Consider the following 15,951-nt stretch of genomic DNA (forward strand, 5'->3'; position numbering starts at 1 on the left):
TCGGCCCGTCCCGCCGAGCGCGTGGACGCGTGACCGCCGAGGTCCTGCTCGCCCACCACGCGGCGCTGCTCGCCGTGCCGGCGGTGCTGCCCGCCGTCATCCTGGCCGGGGTCGTGCTCTGGATCGTCCGCAAGGACCGCCGCGAGCAGGCCGAGGCCGACCAACCCGACGACACCCTGGAGGACCGATGAGGATCACCGCCGCCCTGGCCGCCGCCGCCCTGACCATGGGGCTGGCCGGCTGTGCCGAGGACGAGCCGAGCGCCGACGCGACGGGCACGCCCACGCCGTCCGCCACCTCGGAGCCCGCCCCGGCGGCGACCGAGTCGTCGGAGCCGGCCGAGCCCGAGGGCGTCGTCGTCGACGTGACGATCGCCGACGGGAAGGTGACGCCGCAGGGCGACCGGGTGGAGGTCGAGGTCGGCGAGCCGGTCACGCTGCGGGTGACCAGCGACGAGGCCGACGAGATCCACGTCCACAGCGACCCCGAGCACTCGCTCGACGTCGAGGCCGGCACGCCCGACGAGCTGACCTTCACCGTCGACCGCCCCGGCCAGGTCGCGGTCGAGTCGCACCACCTCGACGTCACGATCGTCCAGCTCGTCGCCCGGTGATCGGTCCGCTCGCGGCCCACGGCATCGGGGGTCCGACCGACCTGCCCATCCCGCTCGTCTACGCCGTGACCGGCGGCACGTGGGCGCTGACCGCGACGTTCGCCGTGGTCGCCCTGGCCTGGCGGCGACCGCGCTACGACGACGGCCCGGCTCCCGCCCCGCCCGCACGACGTCCGTGGCTCGCGGTCGTCGGCGCGCTGGTCACCGTCTGGTGGCTGGCGGCGTTGTTCCTCGGGCCGGACGAGTCGAACCCGGGCGTCGGGGCCTTGTACGTGCTCGTCTGGGTCGGCCTCGTGCCGCTCGCCCTGGCGTTCGGGCACGTGTGGCGCGACCTGTCGCCGTGGCGCAGCGTCCAGGCGCTCGTGGGCCGCGCGACGGGCCGGCCGGACGGCTTCGTGCGCTACCCGTCCTGGCTGGGCTACTGGCCGGCCGCGCTGGGTCTGCTGGCGTTCGTGCAGCTCGAGCTGGTCTGGCCCGGCGCCGGCGACGCGGCGGACGTCCGGGTCTGGGTGGCCGTGTACGTGCTGGTGACCCTGCTCGGAGGCGTCCTCGTGGGCCCGCGCTGGTTCGACCGCGCCGACCCGTTCGACGTCTACAGCGCCCTGGTCGCCCGGCTCTCGCCGTTCGTCCGCGACGGCCGCCTCCAGCTGCACGACCCGCTGCGCACGCTCGCCCAGGTGCCCGTGGCGCCGGGACTCGTGGCCGTGCTGGCCGTGCTGCTCGGCTCCACCGCCTTCGACTCGTTCTCGGCCACGCCCGGCTGGCAGGCCCGGTCCCACCCCACGTCGGTGGACGCGCTCGTGCTCGTCGCCTTCTGCGCCGTCGTCGGCCTGCTGTTCACCGCGGCCGCCATGGCCACGGGCGGGGTCGACCGGCGCCACCGGCGCGCGCTGCCCGGCGAGCTCGCGCACTCGCTCGTCCCCATCGCCGTGGGCTACGTCGTCGCGCACTACCTGAGCTACCTGGTCGAGAAGGGGCAGGGCGTCGTGATCGGCCTGCTCGACCCGCTCGGGCGCGGCTGGCAGCCGCTCGGCGACGCGGGCACCGCGTACGTCCTGAGCGACCGTCCCGGCCTGCTCGCGACGCTCAAGGTGACCGCCGTCGTGACCGGCCACGTGCTCGCGGTGCTGGCCGCCCACGACCGGGCGATCGCCCTGCTGCCCGAGCGCCACCGGCTCACCGGGCAGCTCGCGATGATGCTGCTCATGGTGGTCTACACCTTCGCCGGGCTGTACCTGCTGCTGTCGGTCTGAGGCGCTTGCACTCGTCGGGGTCGAGTGCCAAGATCTGGGTTAGCACTCGTAAGATGAGAGTGCTAGCAAGACTCCGGCCGGGCCGGTGAGGCTGTACGTCCAGGCGAGCAGGGTTCGCCGACAGCGCGCAGTCGTCCGTCGCGGGCACCACCCGGCCGCACATCCACGCACATGACGCGGAGAGACTGACATGGCCAAGACCATTGCATTCAACGAAGAGGCCCGCCGCGGCCTCGAGCGGGGCATGAACACCCTCGCCGACGCGGTGAAGGTCACGCTCGGCCCCAAGGGCCGCAACGTCGTCCTGGAGAAGAAGTGGGGCGCCCCCACGATCACCAACGACGGCGTGAGCATCGCCAAGGAGATCGACCTCGAGGACCCCTACGAGAAGATCGGCGCCGAGCTCGTCAAGGAGGTCGCCAAGAAGACCGACGACGTCGCGGGCGACGGCACCACCACCGCCACCGTGCTCGCCCAGGCGCTCGTGCGCGAGGGCCTGCGCAACGTCGCGGCCGGCGCCAACCCGATGGGCCTGAAGAAGGGCATCGAGGCCGCCGTCGAGGCGATCAGCACGCAGCTGCTCGGCATGGCCAAGGAGATCGAGACCAAGGAGCAGATCGCTGCGACGGCCTCCATCTCGGCCGCCGACGCGTCGGTCGGCGAGATCATCGCCGAGGCGATGGACAAGGTCGGCAAGGAGGGCGTCATCACGGTCGAGGAGTCGAACACCTTCGGTGTCGAGCTCGAGCTGACCGAGGGCATGCGCTTCGACAAGGGCCACATGTCCGGCTACTTCGTCACCGACCCCGAGCGCCAGGAGACGGTGCTCGAGGACCCGTACATCCTCATCGTGAACAGCAAGATCGCCTCGGTGAAGGACTTCGTCCCGGTCCTGGAGAAGGTCATGCAGTCGGGCAAGCCGCTCGCGGTCATCGCCGAGGACGTCGAGGGCGAGGCCCTGGCCACCCTGATCGTCAACAAGGTCCGTGGCACGTTCAAGTCGGTCGCCATCAAGGCCCCCGGCTTCGGCGACCGCCGCAAGGCCATGCTGACCGACATCGCCATCCTCACCGGCGGCGAGGTCATCAGCGAGGAGGTCGGCCTCAAGCTCGAGAACGCCGACCTGACCCTGCTGGGTACCGCCCGCAAGGTCGTGACGACCAAGGACGAGACCACCATCGTCGAGGGCGGCGGCGACGCGACCCAGATCGAGGGCCGGGTCAACCAGATCCGCGCCGAGATCGAGAACAGCGACTCCGACTACGACCGCGAGAAGCTGCAGGAGCGCCTGGCGAAGCTGGCCGGCGGCGTGGCCGTCATCAAGGTCGGCGCGGCCACCGAGGTCGAGCTCAAGGAGCGCAAGCACCGCATCGAGGACGCCGTCCGCAACGCCAAGGCGGCCGTCGAGGAGGGCATCGTCGCCGGTGGCGGCGTGGCGCTCGTCCAGGCCACCACGGCCGCGTTCGAGAAGCTGTCGCTCGAGGGTGACGAGGCCACGGGTGCGAACATCGTCCGCACCGCCGCCTCCGCGCCGCTCAAGCAGATCGCGGTCAACGCCGGCCTCGAGGGCGGCGTCGTCGCGGAGAAGGTCGCCGGCCTGGAGGCCGGTCACGGCCTCAACGCGGCCACCGGCGAGTACGTCGACATGATCGCCCAGGGCATCATCGACCCCGCCAAGGTGACCCGCTCGGCGCTGCAGAACGCGGCCAGCATCGCGGCCCTGTTCCTCACCACCGAGGCCGTCGTCGCCGACAAGCCGGAGCCGGCCGGCGCCGGTGCCGGTGCGCCGGACATGGGCGACATGGGCGGCATGGGCTTCTGAGCCCCGTCTCCTAGCACCACCTCGCGAGGGCCCCGGACGATCGTCCGGGGCCCTCGTGCGTCCGCGTGCCCGGTGGGGGTGGCAGGATTCCGCGGGTGGATCCCGAGCACCGTCAGCGCCTGCGTGAGGCCGGCGTGGACGCCGAGGCGCTCGACGCCCGCGACTGGCACCTGGCCGTGGACGGCCTCCCCGACTGGTGGGCCGAGCTCGGCAACGCGCTGTACCTGGCCGAGGGGGCGTCGCTGCCGGAGCGGGTGCTGCGCGACCTGACCCTCATCCCGTTCCACGACGCGGTGGTCGTGGTCGGGTCGCCCATGACCTGGCTCGCCTCGTTGCTCGTCGGCGGCGACCGGGCGACCGTCTTCCTCGACGCCGGCGTGCAGCTGACCGCCGGCGAGATCTACTGCGGCGGCGGCTCGTCCGTGGCGCTGCACGGTCCGCTCGTCGCGACCCGGTGCGCCGTCGTGGACGCGCGCAACGGCGGCACCGTCGTGGCCGGCGCCGATCAGCTCTGGGCCGCCAACGTCTACGTCGCCACCGACGACATGCACCGCCTGGCCGACCGCGCCACGGGGGAGCGGCTCAACCCCTTCGGTGCCCACGTGCGGCTCGGCCGTCACGTCTGGCTGTGCCGCGACGCCGTCGTCACCGGTCACGCCGAGGTCGCCGACGGCGCGGTCGTCGCGATGCGCAGCGTCGTGCGCGGCCAGAAGGTCCCCGCCCACGCCGTCGTCGCCGGGGTGCCCGCCCGGGTCGTGCGCGAGGACGTCGCCTGGAGCCACGACGACCTGCCGTGACCACCCGCTCGGCCTGGTGACCCACGTCACAGTCGTGCGTACACTCCGGTCATGGGACGCAGCCAGGACGTCGCGGTGCCGCCGGGCGCCGACCCGGTCGCGCTCGTCCGCGAGCTGCGCCGGGCGCACGACGCCTTCGTGCAGACCGGCACCGCCGATCCGCGACTGAGGCCGCTCGTCGCCGAGTCGTGGCGGCGCAGCGTCGGCACCGGGCTCGACCCCGAGGCGTCGCTGGCCCGCATCCGCCTGGACGACGCCGGGCTCGCCGCCGTCCGGGCCGCGCACCCGCTGGCGTCCGTCATGCCCGTGGTGCGCCGCCTGCTCGTCGACCCGGCCGCCGACGCCGGGCTGCTGGTCGCGGTGAGCGACGCGGCCGGCCGGCTGCTGTGGGTCGAGGGTGCTCCGGCGCTGCGGGCCCGGGCCGAGGGCATGCACTTCGTCGAGGGCGCCGACTGGAGCGAGGCCAGCGCGGGCACGAACGCCCCCGGCACGGCGCTCGCGCTCGACCGGCCGGTGCAGATCTTCGGCCCCGAGCACCTCGCGCGTCCGGTCACGCCCTGGAGCTGCTCGGCCGCGCCCATCCACGACCCCGACACCGGGGCGCTGCTCGGGGTCCTCGACCTCACCGGCGGCGACGAGGTCGCCGGCGCGCAGAGCCTGTCGCTCGTCCGGGCGACCGTCGCGGCGGCCGAGGCCGAGCTGCGCATCGAACGGCTGTCCGGCACCGGTCCGCGCCACGTCGCGGGCTGGACGGCCCCCGCCCGGCTGGACGTCCTGGGTGCGCACACGGCCCAGCTGCGCCACGGCGGCACCACGAGCCGGCTGTCGCTGCGGCACGCCGAGATCCTGCTGCTGCTCGCCGCCCACCCGGACGGGCTCACGGCCGGCGAGCTCGCGGTCGCGCTCAGCGACGACGAGCACGCACCGGTCACCGTCCGCGCCGAGCTGTCCCGCCTGCGCGCCGCCGTGCCCTCGGTGGGGCTGGCCTCGCGGCCCTACCGCCTGACCGAGCCGCTGCGCACCGACCTGGACGACGTCCGCGGGGCGCTGCGCGACGGCGGACTGCGCCGGGCGGTCGCCGGGTACCGCGGGCCGGTGCTGCCCGCCTCCGATGCGCCCGGCGTCGTGCGGCTCCGGGCCGCCCTGCACGAGCGGCTCCGCGGCCACGTCCTGGTCTGTCCCGACGCCGACACCGTGCTGGCGTTCGCCGACACCGCGCACGGGCGCGACGACTACGCCGTGTGGCAGCACGCGCTGGAGGTCCTGCCGGCCGGGTCGCCGCGGGCCGCGCACGTCGCCGCGCACCTGGACGCGCTTGACGCCGAGCTCGGCTAGCGCTGCAACGTCCGCGCAACGTCGCTGTGACTAGCGTCACGGCCACGTCCCTGATCGGGACGCACCCCCACTCGCCCCGAGGAGCGTCCATGAGCGTCTACGCCCAGCCCGGTACCGACGGCAGCGTCGTCAGCTACAAGCCCCGCTACGACAACTGGATCGGCGGCGAGTACGTCGCCCCGGTCAAGGGCCAGTACTTCGAGAACCCGTCGCCGGTCAACGGCAAGGTGTTCTGCGAGATCGCCCGCTCCACCGCCGAGGACGTCGAGCTCGCCCTCGACGCCGCGCACAAGGCCGCCCCCGCCTGGGGCCGGACGTCGCCCGCCGAGCGGGCCGTCGTGCTCAACAAGATCGCCGACCGCATCGAGCAGAACCTGGAGATGCTCGCCGTCGGCGAGACGTGGGACAACGGCAAGCCGGTGCGCGAGACGATGGCCGCCGACCTGCCGCTCGCCGTCGACCACTTCCGCTACTTCGCCGGGGCCATCCGCGCCCAGGAGGGCAGTCTGTCGCAGATCGACGACGACACGGTCGCCTACCACTTCCACGAGCCGCTCGGCGTCGTCGGCCAGATCATCCCGTGGAACTTCCCGCTGCTCATGGCCACCTGGAAGCTGGCCCCCGCGCTCGCGGCCGGCAACGCGGTCGTGCTCAAGCCGGCCGAGCAGACGCCGGCCTCGATCATGCTGCTGATGGAGCTGATCTCGGACCTGCTGCCGCCGGGCGTGCTCAACGTCGTCAACGGCTTCGGTGTCGAGGCGGGCGCCCCGCTCGCGTCCAGCAGCCGCATCCGCAAGATCGCCTTCACCGGCGAGACCACGACCGGCCGGCTGATCATGCAGTACGCCAGCCAGAACCTCATCCCGGTGACGCTCGAGCTCGGTGGCAAGAGCCCGAACATCTTCTTCGAGGACGTCGCCTCGGCCGACGACGCGTTCTACGACAAGGCGCTCGAGGGCTTCGCGATGTTCGCGCTGAACCAGGGCGAGGTCTGCACGTGCCCGAGCCGCGCGCTGATCCAGAACTCGATCCTGGAGTCGTTCCTGCCGGCCGCGACCGACCGCACCAAGGCCATCAAGCAGGGCAACCCGCTCGACACCGAGACGATGATCGGCGCCCAGGCCAGCAACGACCAGCTCGAGAAGATCCTCAGCTACATCCAGATCGGCATCGACGAGGGCGCGCGGGTCATCACCGGCGGCGAGCGCACCGACCTCGGCGGCGACCTGTCCGGCGGCTACTACGTGGCGCCGACGATCTTCCAGGGCACCAACAAGATGCGGATCTTCCAGGAGGAGATCTTCGGCCCGGTCGTCTCGGTGACCGGCTTCGACGACTTCGACGACGCGATGAGCATCGCCAACGACACGCTGTACGGCCTCGGCGCCGGCGTGTGGTCGCGCGACACCAGCCGCGCCTACCGGGCCGGCCGGGCCATCCAGGCCGGACGCGTGTGGACGAACTGCTACCACCAGTACCCGGCGCACGCGGCGTTCGGCGGCTACAAGTCCTCGGGCATCGGCCGGGAGAACCACCACATGATGCTCGACCACTACCAGCAGACGAAGAACCTGCTGGTCAGCTACTCGCCCGACGCCGCCGGCTTCTTCTGAGCCGATGACCGTCAGCCGCGTGGCGCTGACCCCGGAGGCCGCGGACCTGCTCCGCGGCCTCCGGGACCAGCACGGCCCGCTCATGTTCCACCAGTCCGGCGGCTGCTGCGACGGGTCCGCGCCCATGTGCTTCCCGCAAGGCGTCTTCCTGACCAGCGCCGCCGACGTCCACCTGGGGGACCTGGACGTGGGGCCGTCCGAGAACGATCCCTCCGGCACCGTGCCGGTGTGGATCTCGCGCGAGCAGTTCGCGTACTGGTCGCACACCCACATCACGATCGACGTCGTCCCCGGCCGCGGCGCCGGGTTCTCGCTCGAGGCACCGAGCGGCTTCCGGTTCCTCATCCGCTCGCGGGTGCTGACCGAGGACGAGACGTCCGCCCTCGCCACCCAGGAGGTCTGACGTCGGACGTGCGCCCCGGCGTGACCCATCTCTCGTCGCCGTCACCGGCATCTGACATCGTCGTTGTTACGGTGACTCAGGTCACCGTCGACGAGAGGGAAGCATGGGACGCTCCGCCGGACCCCTGACCGTCCTGCACCGCATCGGGATGCTGCGGCCGCAGGCACCGCACCGGATGCTGGCTGCCGGCCGCGAGCTGCTGACGTGGGGCCCCGGCCTGCCGTCGGGCGTGCACGCGAACGCCCACCGCGCGCCGCAGCAGGTCGCCATCGCCGACGACGCGGGGCAGACCACGTGGCGCGAGCTCGCCGACGACGTCGACCGGTTCAGCGCCGCCCTGCGGGCGCGTGGCGTCGGCGAGGGCGACGCGGTCGCGGTGCTGTGCCGCAACCACCGCTACATGGTGCAGACGCTCGTGGCCGCGATGCAGGTCGGCGCCAAGGTGCTGCTGCTCAACACCATGGCCAGCGGACGTCAGCTCGAGGAGCTCGTCCAGCGCGAGGGCGCCGTCATGGTCGTCCTGGACGAGGAGTTCCTCGGCCTGTGCGCCCCGCTCGACCGCGACATGCTCGTCCTGGCCTGGTCCGACGGCGGCACCGACCTGCCCACGGTGTCGTCGCTGGCGGCGGCCCATCCGGCCAAGCGGGTGCGCAAGCCCAAGCGGCACGGCCAGATCATCATCTTCACCTCCGGCACCACCGGCGCCCCCAAGGGCTCGCGCCGCGAGGAGCCGAAGAACCTGCGCCCGATCCTCACCTTCTTCGGCGCGATCCCCTACGAGGCGGGCGCGACGGTGTTGGTGGCGGCGCCGCTGTTCCACTCGTGGGGCCTGCTCAACTTCGGCTTCGGCCTGATCGCCACCCCCACGTACGTGATGCGCCGCCGGTTCGACCCGGCGCAGACCGTCCGCGACGTCGCCGAGCACCGCGCGTCCGTGCTGGTGGCGGTGCCGATCATGCTGCAGCGCATGGCCGACCTGCCCGAGGAGGCGACGCGTGGCCTGGACGTCTCGAGCCTGCGCATCACCGCCACGAGCGGCTCGGCGCTGGCCGGCGACCTGGCGATCCGCTTCATGGACCGGTTCACCGACTCGATCTACAACTTCTACGGCGCCACCGAGACGGCGTGGGTGACGATCGCCAGCCCCGAGCACCTGCGCGCCGCGCCGGGCACGGCGGGCGTCCCGCCCCGTCGCACCACGGTGAAGGTGCTCGGCCCGGACGGCCGCGAGGTGCCGCAGGGCGAGACCGGCGTCATCCACGTGGGCAACGACATGCCGTTCGGCGGCTACACCGACGGCCGCACCAAGGAGTTCGCCGCCGGGCTCATGAGCACCGGCGACGTGGGCCACCTCGACGAGGCCGGACGCCTGTTCGTCTCCGGACGCGACGACGAGATGATCGTCTCCGGCGGCGAGAACGTCTTCCCGCGCGAGCTCGAGGACGCCCTCGCCGAGCACCCCGCGGTCGCCGAGGTCGTCGTCACCGGCGTGCCGGACGAGCAGTGGGGCCAGACGCTCGCGGCGTACGTCGTCGTCCGCGACGGGCACGAGCTCGACCACGCGGGCGTCGTCGACCACGCCAAGCAGCACGTGGCCCGGTTCGCCGTCCCGCGCCACGTCGTCTTCCTCGACGAGCTGCCGCGCAACCCCACGGGCAAGGTGATGCGGCGCGAGCTGCCGCCGCACGTCTGAGCCGGTGGGGGCGGCCCGGCTGTGGCAGGCTGGCCGCCGTGGAGATCGTCTACGCGCCCGACCCGGACGGCGCCGCCGACCCGGGCGAGGTGGTGTGGGCCTGGGTGCCGTACGAGGACGACCCCTCCCGCGGCAAGGACCGGCCTGCGCTCGTGCTCGCGCGCGAGGGCGACCACCTGGTCGTCCTGCCGATGACCAGCCACGACCACGACCTCGACGCCGCCCAGGAGGCCCGGGCCGGCCGCTTCTGGATGGACGTCGGCAGCGGCCCCTGGGACACCGCCGGACGCCCGAGCGAGGTGCGGCTGAACCGGTTCGTCCGGGTGCCGGCCACGGACGTCCGCCGCGAGGGCGCCGTCATGCCCCGTCCCGTCTTCGACCAGGTCGCGGCCGCGGTGCGCCCCTACCTGCCGGCCACGTGAGCGCCGTCGGGACGGTCGACGGCTTCCAGCGCCGTCACCGGGTCGTCGGCTTCCCGCTCGCGGTCGTCTACAAGTACTTCGACGACCAGGGCCCGTACCTCGCCGCGATCATCACGTACTACGCGTTCACCGCGATCTTCCCGCTGCTGCTCATCGCGTCCTCGGTGCTCGGCTTCCTCCTGCAGGGCGACGTCGAGCTGCAGGAGACGCTGCTCGACAGCGCGGTCAGCCAGATCCCCGTCGTCGGGCCGCAGCTGGCCCGCCCCGAGGGCATCAGCGGCAGCGGGTCGGCGATCGTCATCGGTGTGCTCGCCGCCCTGTACGGCTCGCTGGGCGTCGGCCAGTCGCTGCAGAACGCGTCCAACGTGGCCTGGTCGGTGCCGCGCAACAGCCGCGCGAACCCGTTCCTCATGCGGCTGCGCAGCCTGCTGCTGGTGGGCATCGTCGGCCTGGCGGTGGTGGCGCTGACCGTGCTGACGTCCGTGCTGCCGACGCTGGAGCCGTTCAAGGAGGACGCCGCGTGGGTCTCGCGCCTGCTGGTGCCCGTGACGTGGCTGCTGATCTGGGTCGTGTTCATGGCCCTGTTCCGGCTGTTCGCCGTCGTGCGTCCGGGCTGGACGAAGGTGGCGCCCGGCGCCGCGTTCGTGGCCGTCGCGTGGGTGGCGCTGCAGCAGGGCGGCCAGGCGTACGTCAGCGGCGTCGTGAGCCGGGCCAGCGAGGTCAATGCCATCTTCGCCGTGGTCCTCGGTCTCATGGCCTTCATCTTCCTGGCCTCTTGCGCCGTCGTGCTGGGGCTGGAGGTCAACGTCGTGGTCGGCCGCCGGCTCTTCCCGCGCGCGCTGCTGACGCCGTTCACCGATCGCGTCCACCTCACCGAGGCCGACCGCCGCGCCTACGAGCTCTACGCCAAGGCCCAGCGGCACAAGGGCTTCCAGTCCATCGACGTCCACTTCGGCGGCGACGACGACGAGCACGACCCCAGCACTCCGCTCGGCTCCGCCTGAGCCGGGGTCGTGACAGTTGGACGAGATCACTAGGCTGAGCCTTCGCAGCAGCCGAGAGTGAGGAACGCCATGCCCACGGGCAAAGTGAAGTGGTTCGACGCTGACAAGGGCTTCGGATTCCTGAGCCAGGACGACGGCGCGGACGTGTACGTCCGCAGCGACGCCCTGCCCGCCGGTGTGCCGTCGCTCAAGCCGGGGCAGCGGGTCGAGTTCGGCATCGCCCAGGGCCGCCGCGGCGACCAGGCGCTGCAGGTCCGCCTGCTCGAGCCGGCCACGTCGGTCGCCCGCAACCAGGCCGCCGCCCGGCGCAAGGCGCCCGAGGACATGGTCGTCATCGTCGAGGACCTGATCGGGCTGCTCGACCGGCTCGGCGAGGGCTACCGCCACGGTCGTCACCCCGACGCCCGCACGGCGAAGCCCACGGCCAAGCTGCTCCGCGCGCTGGCCGACGAGCTCGAGCTCTAGCGGCTCGCCGGCGCGGCGTCCTGCCCCGCCGGACGTCGCTCGCGCTGCGACAGCTGCCACACCACGAGGGCCAGCCAGCCGACGAGCAGCAGCGCCACGACGCCCAGGCCGAGCCGCGGCGTCTGCAGCGCCAGGCCGAGCCCGGCGAACCCGCCGAGCACCCACGCCAGCTGCAGCACCGTCTCCGAGCGGGCGAAGACGCTCGTGCGGACGGTCTCGGGCACGTCGCGCTGGATGAGCGCGTCCAGGCTCAGCTTGCCCAGCGACTGGCACAGCCCCACCGCGAGACCGAGCGCCACGGCAGTCGCGAGGCCGTACGCGGCCGCGGTCACCACGACCACCACGACGTCGATCGCCAGGACGACGAGCACGGTGGTCTGCGGCCGGCGCGAGCGCAGGGCCGAGCCGAGCAGCACGCCGGCCGTGCTGCCCGCGCCGGCGGCACCGATCACCAGCGCCATGAGGATCGTGACGCGGTTCTCCCAGCCGGGGAACGGGTCCGAGCGCAGGACGAACGCCATGAACATGGTCAGGAAGCCGGACAGGAACCTCAGGCCGACGTTGCAGCGCAGGCCGACGACGACGTCCGGGCTGATGCGCACCCGGCGACGGCGCCGGCGTGGCTGCTCGCCGTCCATCACGTCCTGCTCGCCCTCGGTGGAGTCGACGCGCGGCGGCAGCAGCACGGCCAGCACGGTCCCGATGACGAACAGCGCGAACGCGTAGCGCAGCGTCCACTGCGGGCCGATCGCGGCGAGGCCCACGGCGATCGGGGCCGAGATGGCGGCGGCGCCCGTGCCGGTGAGCGAGATGCGCGAGTTCGCCTTCACGAGGGTGAAGTCGTGGGGGAGCAGCCGGGGCACGGCGGACGCCCGCGTGACGCCGTACGCCTTGGACGCGACCAGGCAGCCGAGCGCCGCCGGGAACAGCGCCGTGGACTCGGTGAGGACGGCGCCGGCCGCGACCCAGGCGCAGAACGCACGGACGGCCAGGGTGGCGCCGATCGCCCAGCGGCGTCCGCGACGGAAGCGGTCCAGGAACGGCCCGATCAGCGGCGCGACGATCGCGAACGGCAGCATCGTCAGCAGCAGGAACCGGGCGACGTCGCCGTGCGCCTCGTCGGTGGGCACGGTGAAGAACAGGCTGCCGGCGAGCGAGACCGCCACGGCCGCGTCGCCGGCGGTGTTGAACGCGTGCAGCTCCAGCAGCCGGGCCAGTCCGCTCTCTCCGGCCCCCTTGGCGTGCGTGAACCGGCGGGCCTGCACGAAGGCCTTGCGCGAGCCGCGTCCGGTGCCCCGGCCGACCGCACCGAGGGCGCGTGCCGCCCGGGTGCCGGCGGCGCCGAGCCGCTCGGGCCAGGTGCGCTGGTCGGGGGTGGGGGACTCGGGCACGCGTCCATCCTGCCGCAGCGCCTGGCCATCGCGCGGCGTCCACGCCCCGGTTTGGGTGGGCCATGGTGCCTGGGGGAGAATCGAGCCATGTCCGCCGCACCGAACGACGAGGCCCCCGCGTCCGTCGACCCCGTGCTCGCCGCCGCCGTCGACGTGGCCCGTGCCGCCGTCCTCGACGGCACCGAGCCGACCGCGGTCGGTGAGCACCGCGAGGTGCGCGCCACCGGTCCGCTGCTGGCGACCCACGTCTTCGCGTGCCTGCTGCCGGGCTACCGCGGCTGGTACTGGGCCGCCGACGTCACCCGCGCGCCCGACAGCGAGCACGTCACCGTCAACGACGTCGTGCTGCTGCCCGGCGACGAGGCGATCGTCGCCCCGGCCTGGAAGCCGTACAAGGACCGCATCCGGCCCGGCGACCTCGGCCCCGGCGACCTGCTGCCGCCCGAGGAGGACGACGTCCGGCTCGTCCCGTCGTGGACGGCGGGTGACGGCGAGGAGCAGACCCCTGACCGCTACTTCGCCCGCGAGGTCGGCCTCGGCCGGCGCGTGGTGCTGTCGCTCGAGGGACGCGTCCAGGCGGCCGACCGTTGGTACGCCGGCGACCGGGGTCCCGACGTGCCGCTGGCCCAGCAGGCACCCGGCGTGTGCGGCGGCTGCGGGTTCCTGGTGAGCCTGGCCGGACCGCTGTCGTCCAGCTTCGGCGTGTGCGCGAACGGACAGGCGAACGACGACGGCCGGGTCGTGGCGCTGTCGCACGGGTGCGGCGCGCACTCGGGGGCGACGGTGCGGCGCAGCACGTCGGCGCAGGCCCTGCCCGACCCGGTGCTCGACACCACGACGCCGGACGTCGTCGAGCTCGACTGAGCGCGTCTACGCGCCGGCGACCGGCGCAGGCGACGACCGCGGGCTAGGTCCGGCGGCGACGTCCGCCGGCGGGCACCTGCGAGCGCAGCGCCTTGCGGCGCCGGCGGCAGTACTCGACGCCGATGAGGCCCAGGCCGAAGCCGGCCACGCACGTCCACAGCCACCAGGTGCGGCCGTCCTCGTCCAGCGTGCCCAGGAACGGCAGCAGGCCGATGATCGCGACGCCCCACACGATGGTGCCGACGGTCATGGTGCGGACGCCGTCGAGGTCCATGGGCTCGACCTGCGCGACGCGGTGGGTGGTGCGGCCGAGCTCGAGCTCGGTGACCTCCGGCCGGCCGAACTCGTGACGACGGGCGATGCGCTCCAGGCGGGCACGCTCGCGGTGACCCAGCTTGCGCTCGATCGTCGCGGGTCCGTCGCCCTCGTGGATCTCCCAGTCCTCGCCGTCACTCACGTCCCACACAGTACCGCCCGTCCCGCGACGTCCGCGGCGGCTCCTGAGAGACTGGCGGCGATGAATCCTCGCTACCGGCGGCTGCTGATCCCCGGACTCCTCGTGCTCCTGCTCGTCGTGGTCGTCGTGGCCTCGCTCGTGCAGGACGCCCAGGCGTCTGCCGCCGCACGGGAGCCGCAGCAGGTCGCGGTCGTGGACGACCCCCGGATCAGCGAGTCCAGCGGCCTGGCGGTCAGCCGGCAGCACCCCGATCTCGCGTACACGGTGAACGACTCCGGTCACGACGCCGCGGTCTTCGCCGTGCGGGTGTCGACCGGCGAGGTCGTCGGTGTCACCCGGCTGCGTGGCGGGACCACCGACGTCGAGGCGCTGGCGCTCGACGACGACGGACGGCTGTGGGTCGCCGACACCGGCGACAACCGCGGCCGCCGCGACGAGATCGCCCTGCACGTGCTCGAGGAGCCGGGGGAGGGCGACCACCGGGTCCGTCCGACCACCTACCGCGTCGACTACGGCGACCGGTCGCCCGACGTCGAGGCCGTCGTCGTCCGCGACGGCACGGTCTCGCTGCTGGAGAAGGCGCTGGCCGGCGGGAGCCGCTTCGAGCTCGCGGTCGACGACCTCGTCACCGGCCGACTCAACCGGGCTCGGGAGGTCGCTTCCGACGTCTCGGGCATGGTCACCGACGCCACGGTCGTGCCGGGGTCCGACCGCGTCGTCCTGCGCACGTACCTGTCCCTCGTGGTGCTCGACGCCCGGTGGCAGCCGGTGACGGCGCTCGAGGCGCCGGTCACGCAGCAGGGGGAGACGGTCGCCGCCGAGCCGTCCGGCCGCAGCGTCCTGGTCGGCAGCGAGGGCACGTCCCAGCCGCTGTGGCGGGTCGACCTGCCGGCGTCCGGCTCGGCCGAGCCCGCCGACGCTGTCGCCGCACCGGGTTCGGAGGTCGTCTCCGAGCCCGCCGTCGCGTACTCCGCGGACGGCCGGGACCCCGTCCTCGTGGCCGTCGTCGTCGGCGGTCTCCTCGTCGCCCTGACGCTCCTCGTCGTGGAGCTGCGACGCCGTCGCGCCTGAGTACGTTGGGGTCATGCTGATCCCGCTCCCCGACCGCACGCCGGACGTCGACGACACGGCCTGGGTCGCCCCGAACGCCACCCTCGTCGGCGCCGTGACCCTCGGTCCCGGCGCCAGCGTCTTCTACGGCGCCGTCCTGCGCGCCGACAACGAGCCGATCGTGGTGGGTCCCCGCTCCAACGTGCAGGACAACTGCGTCTTCCACGTCGACAAGGGCCGGCCCGTCCGTCTGGGGGAGGGCGTCTCCGTCGGGCACGGCGCGGTGGTGCACGGGGCGACGATCGGCGACCACGTCCTGGTGGGCATGGGAGCCGTCGTCATGAACGGCGCGACGATCGGCGACGAGTGCCTGCTCGCGGCCGGCACGGTCGTCACCGAGGGGATGGAGGTCCCGCCCCGCTCGCTGGTCGCGGGGGTCCCCGGCAAGGTCCGTCGCGAGCTGTCCGACGCCGAGGTCGAGAAGCTGCACGAGAACGCGCGCATCTACGAGGCGCACCGTGACCTACATCGCACCGCGAGTTCTGCGGGCTGAACGGGGTCCAGCGGCGTTCCGGAGGCCTCGCCGGGCCGCCGACGGGGCTCGACGACCCTGGAATCCCGGGGGAGCGGACCCTCGCCCCGGGCCTGATGAACGATGACCGACCCCGGTTTGACCTTCCCGGAAACGGCCGTGTAATGTTCTCTTTGTTGCGCCGCACGGCGGGGCGGAAGGCCTGAGAGGGTCGGCTGTCCGGTGGGCGCGGCGTTT

General features: G+C 73.3%; 17 protein-coding genes. 15 read left to right on the forward strand and 2 right to left on the reverse strand.

The genetic code is table 11. The features are described from left to right. The 12 genes from HGAM_RS18205 to HGAM_RS06985 form a co-directional block, all read left to right on the forward strand. The coding region (locus HGAM_RS18205; protein WP_019144749.1) for a hypothetical protein at positions 1 to 191 on the forward strand (191 nt) is incomplete at its 5' end. Continuing rightward, positions 188 to 613 carry a cupredoxin domain-containing protein gene (locus tag HGAM_RS06935; RefSeq protein ID WP_019144750.1) on the forward strand — a complete coding sequence of 142 codons (426 nt, stop codon included), beginning with the start codon at positions 188 to 190 and terminating at the stop codon, positions 611 to 613. The genes HGAM_RS18205 and HGAM_RS06935, both read left to right, overlap by 4 nt. Beyond that, entirely contained in the window at positions 610 to 1,866 is a 1,257-nt protein-coding gene (locus HGAM_RS06940) for a hypothetical protein (RefSeq protein ID WP_019144751.1), read from the forward strand. Before HGAM_RS06935 ends, HGAM_RS06940 begins: the two co-directional genes overlap by 4 nt. A gap of 190 nt (positions 1,867 to 2,056) precedes the next feature. Then, on the forward strand, positions 2,057 to 3,688 hold the full coding sequence (gene groL / locus HGAM_RS06945) for a chaperonin GroEL (protein WP_020693473.1): 1,632 nt from the start codon (positions 2,057 to 2,059) through the stop codon (positions 3,686 to 3,688). Positions 3,689 to 3,783: 95 nt separating this feature from the next. Beyond that, positions 3,784 to 4,485: an acyltransferase gene (locus HGAM_RS06950; protein ID WP_019144753.1), complete on the forward strand. Its 702-nt coding sequence runs from the start codon at positions 3,784 to 3,786 to the stop codon at positions 4,483 to 4,485. A 51-nt stretch (positions 4,486 to 4,536) separates the two neighbouring features. Next, a complete protein-coding gene (locus tag HGAM_RS06955) occupies positions 4,537 to 5,820 on the forward strand; it encodes a GAF domain-containing protein (RefSeq protein WP_019144754.1) in 1,284 nt (427 codons plus the stop codon). Between the two features lie 89 nt (positions 5,821 to 5,909). Next, on the forward strand, positions 5,910 to 7,433 hold the full coding sequence (gene adh / locus HGAM_RS06960) for an aldehyde dehydrogenase (RefSeq protein WP_019144755.1): 1,524 nt from the start codon (positions 5,910 to 5,912) through the stop codon (positions 7,431 to 7,433). Between the two features lie 4 nt (positions 7,434 to 7,437). Further along, entirely contained in the window at positions 7,438 to 7,836 is a 399-nt protein-coding gene (locus HGAM_RS06965) for a DUF779 domain-containing protein (RefSeq protein ID WP_019144756.1), read from the forward strand. A gap of 103 nt (positions 7,837 to 7,939) precedes the next feature. After that, positions 7,940 to 9,529 (forward strand): AMP-binding protein, encoded by a 1,590-nt coding sequence (locus HGAM_RS18210; RefSeq protein ID WP_019144757.1) that lies wholly within the window; start codon positions 7,940 to 7,942, stop codon positions 9,527 to 9,529. 38 nt (positions 9,530 to 9,567) lie between these two features. Continuing rightward, on the forward strand, positions 9,568 to 9,951 hold the full coding sequence (locus HGAM_RS18215; RefSeq protein WP_019144758.1) for a type II toxin-antitoxin system PemK/MazF family toxin: 384 nt from the start codon (positions 9,568 to 9,570) through the stop codon (positions 9,949 to 9,951). After that, positions 9,948 to 10,955: a YihY/virulence factor BrkB family protein gene (locus tag HGAM_RS06980; protein ID WP_019144759.1), complete on the forward strand. Its 1,008-nt coding sequence runs from the start codon at positions 9,948 to 9,950 to the stop codon at positions 10,953 to 10,955. Before HGAM_RS18215 ends, HGAM_RS06980 begins: the two co-directional genes overlap by 4 nt. A gap of 69 nt (positions 10,956 to 11,024) precedes the next feature. Continuing rightward, positions 11,025 to 11,420 carry a cold-shock protein gene (locus HGAM_RS06985; protein WP_019144760.1) on the forward strand — a complete coding sequence of 132 codons (396 nt, stop codon included), beginning with the start codon at positions 11,025 to 11,027 and terminating at the stop codon, positions 11,418 to 11,420. Here the strand turns inward: HGAM_RS06985 and HGAM_RS18220 are convergent. Further along, positions 11,417 to 12,811 (reverse strand): MFS transporter, encoded by a 1,395-nt coding sequence (locus HGAM_RS18220; RefSeq protein WP_019144761.1) that lies wholly within the window; start codon positions 12,809 to 12,811, stop codon positions 11,417 to 11,419. The two genes, HGAM_RS06985 and HGAM_RS18220, sit on opposite strands and share 4 nt — an antisense overlap. 87 nt (positions 12,812 to 12,898) lie before the next feature. Here HGAM_RS18220 and HGAM_RS06995 point away from each other — a divergent pair, with 87 nt between their 5' ends. Next, positions 12,899 to 13,675 (forward strand): DUF3027 domain-containing protein, encoded by a 777-nt coding sequence (locus HGAM_RS06995; RefSeq protein ID WP_019144762.1) that lies wholly within the window; start codon positions 12,899 to 12,901, stop codon positions 13,673 to 13,675. A gap of 43 nt (positions 13,676 to 13,718) precedes the next feature. Here HGAM_RS06995 and HGAM_RS20875 read toward each other — a convergent pair whose 3' ends face one another. Next, the gene (locus tag HGAM_RS20875) at positions 13,719 to 14,132 is read right to left on the reverse strand and encodes a DUF2530 domain-containing protein (protein WP_245532098.1); all 414 of its coding nucleotides are present in this window, start codon (positions 14,130 to 14,132) and stop codon (positions 13,719 to 13,721) included. 60 nt (positions 14,133 to 14,192) lie between these two features. On the opposite strand from HGAM_RS20875, the gene HGAM_RS07005 reads away from it, so the two are divergent. Then, entirely contained in the window at positions 14,193 to 15,203 is a 1,011-nt protein-coding gene (locus tag HGAM_RS07005) for a hypothetical protein (protein ID WP_019144764.1), read from the forward strand. 13 nt (positions 15,204 to 15,216) lie between these two features. Beyond that, the gene (locus tag HGAM_RS07010) at positions 15,217 to 15,735 is read left to right on the forward strand and encodes a gamma carbonic anhydrase family protein (RefSeq protein WP_019144765.1); all 519 of its coding nucleotides are present in this window, start codon (positions 15,217 to 15,219) and stop codon (positions 15,733 to 15,735) included. Positions 15,736 to 15,951 lie beyond the last annotated feature (216 nt).

It is taken from the genome of Aeromicrobium massiliense JC14 (assembly GCF_000312105.1).
Taxonomy (GTDB): domain Bacteria; phylum Actinomycetota; class Actinomycetes; order Propionibacteriales; family Nocardioidaceae; genus Aeromicrobium; species Aeromicrobium massiliense.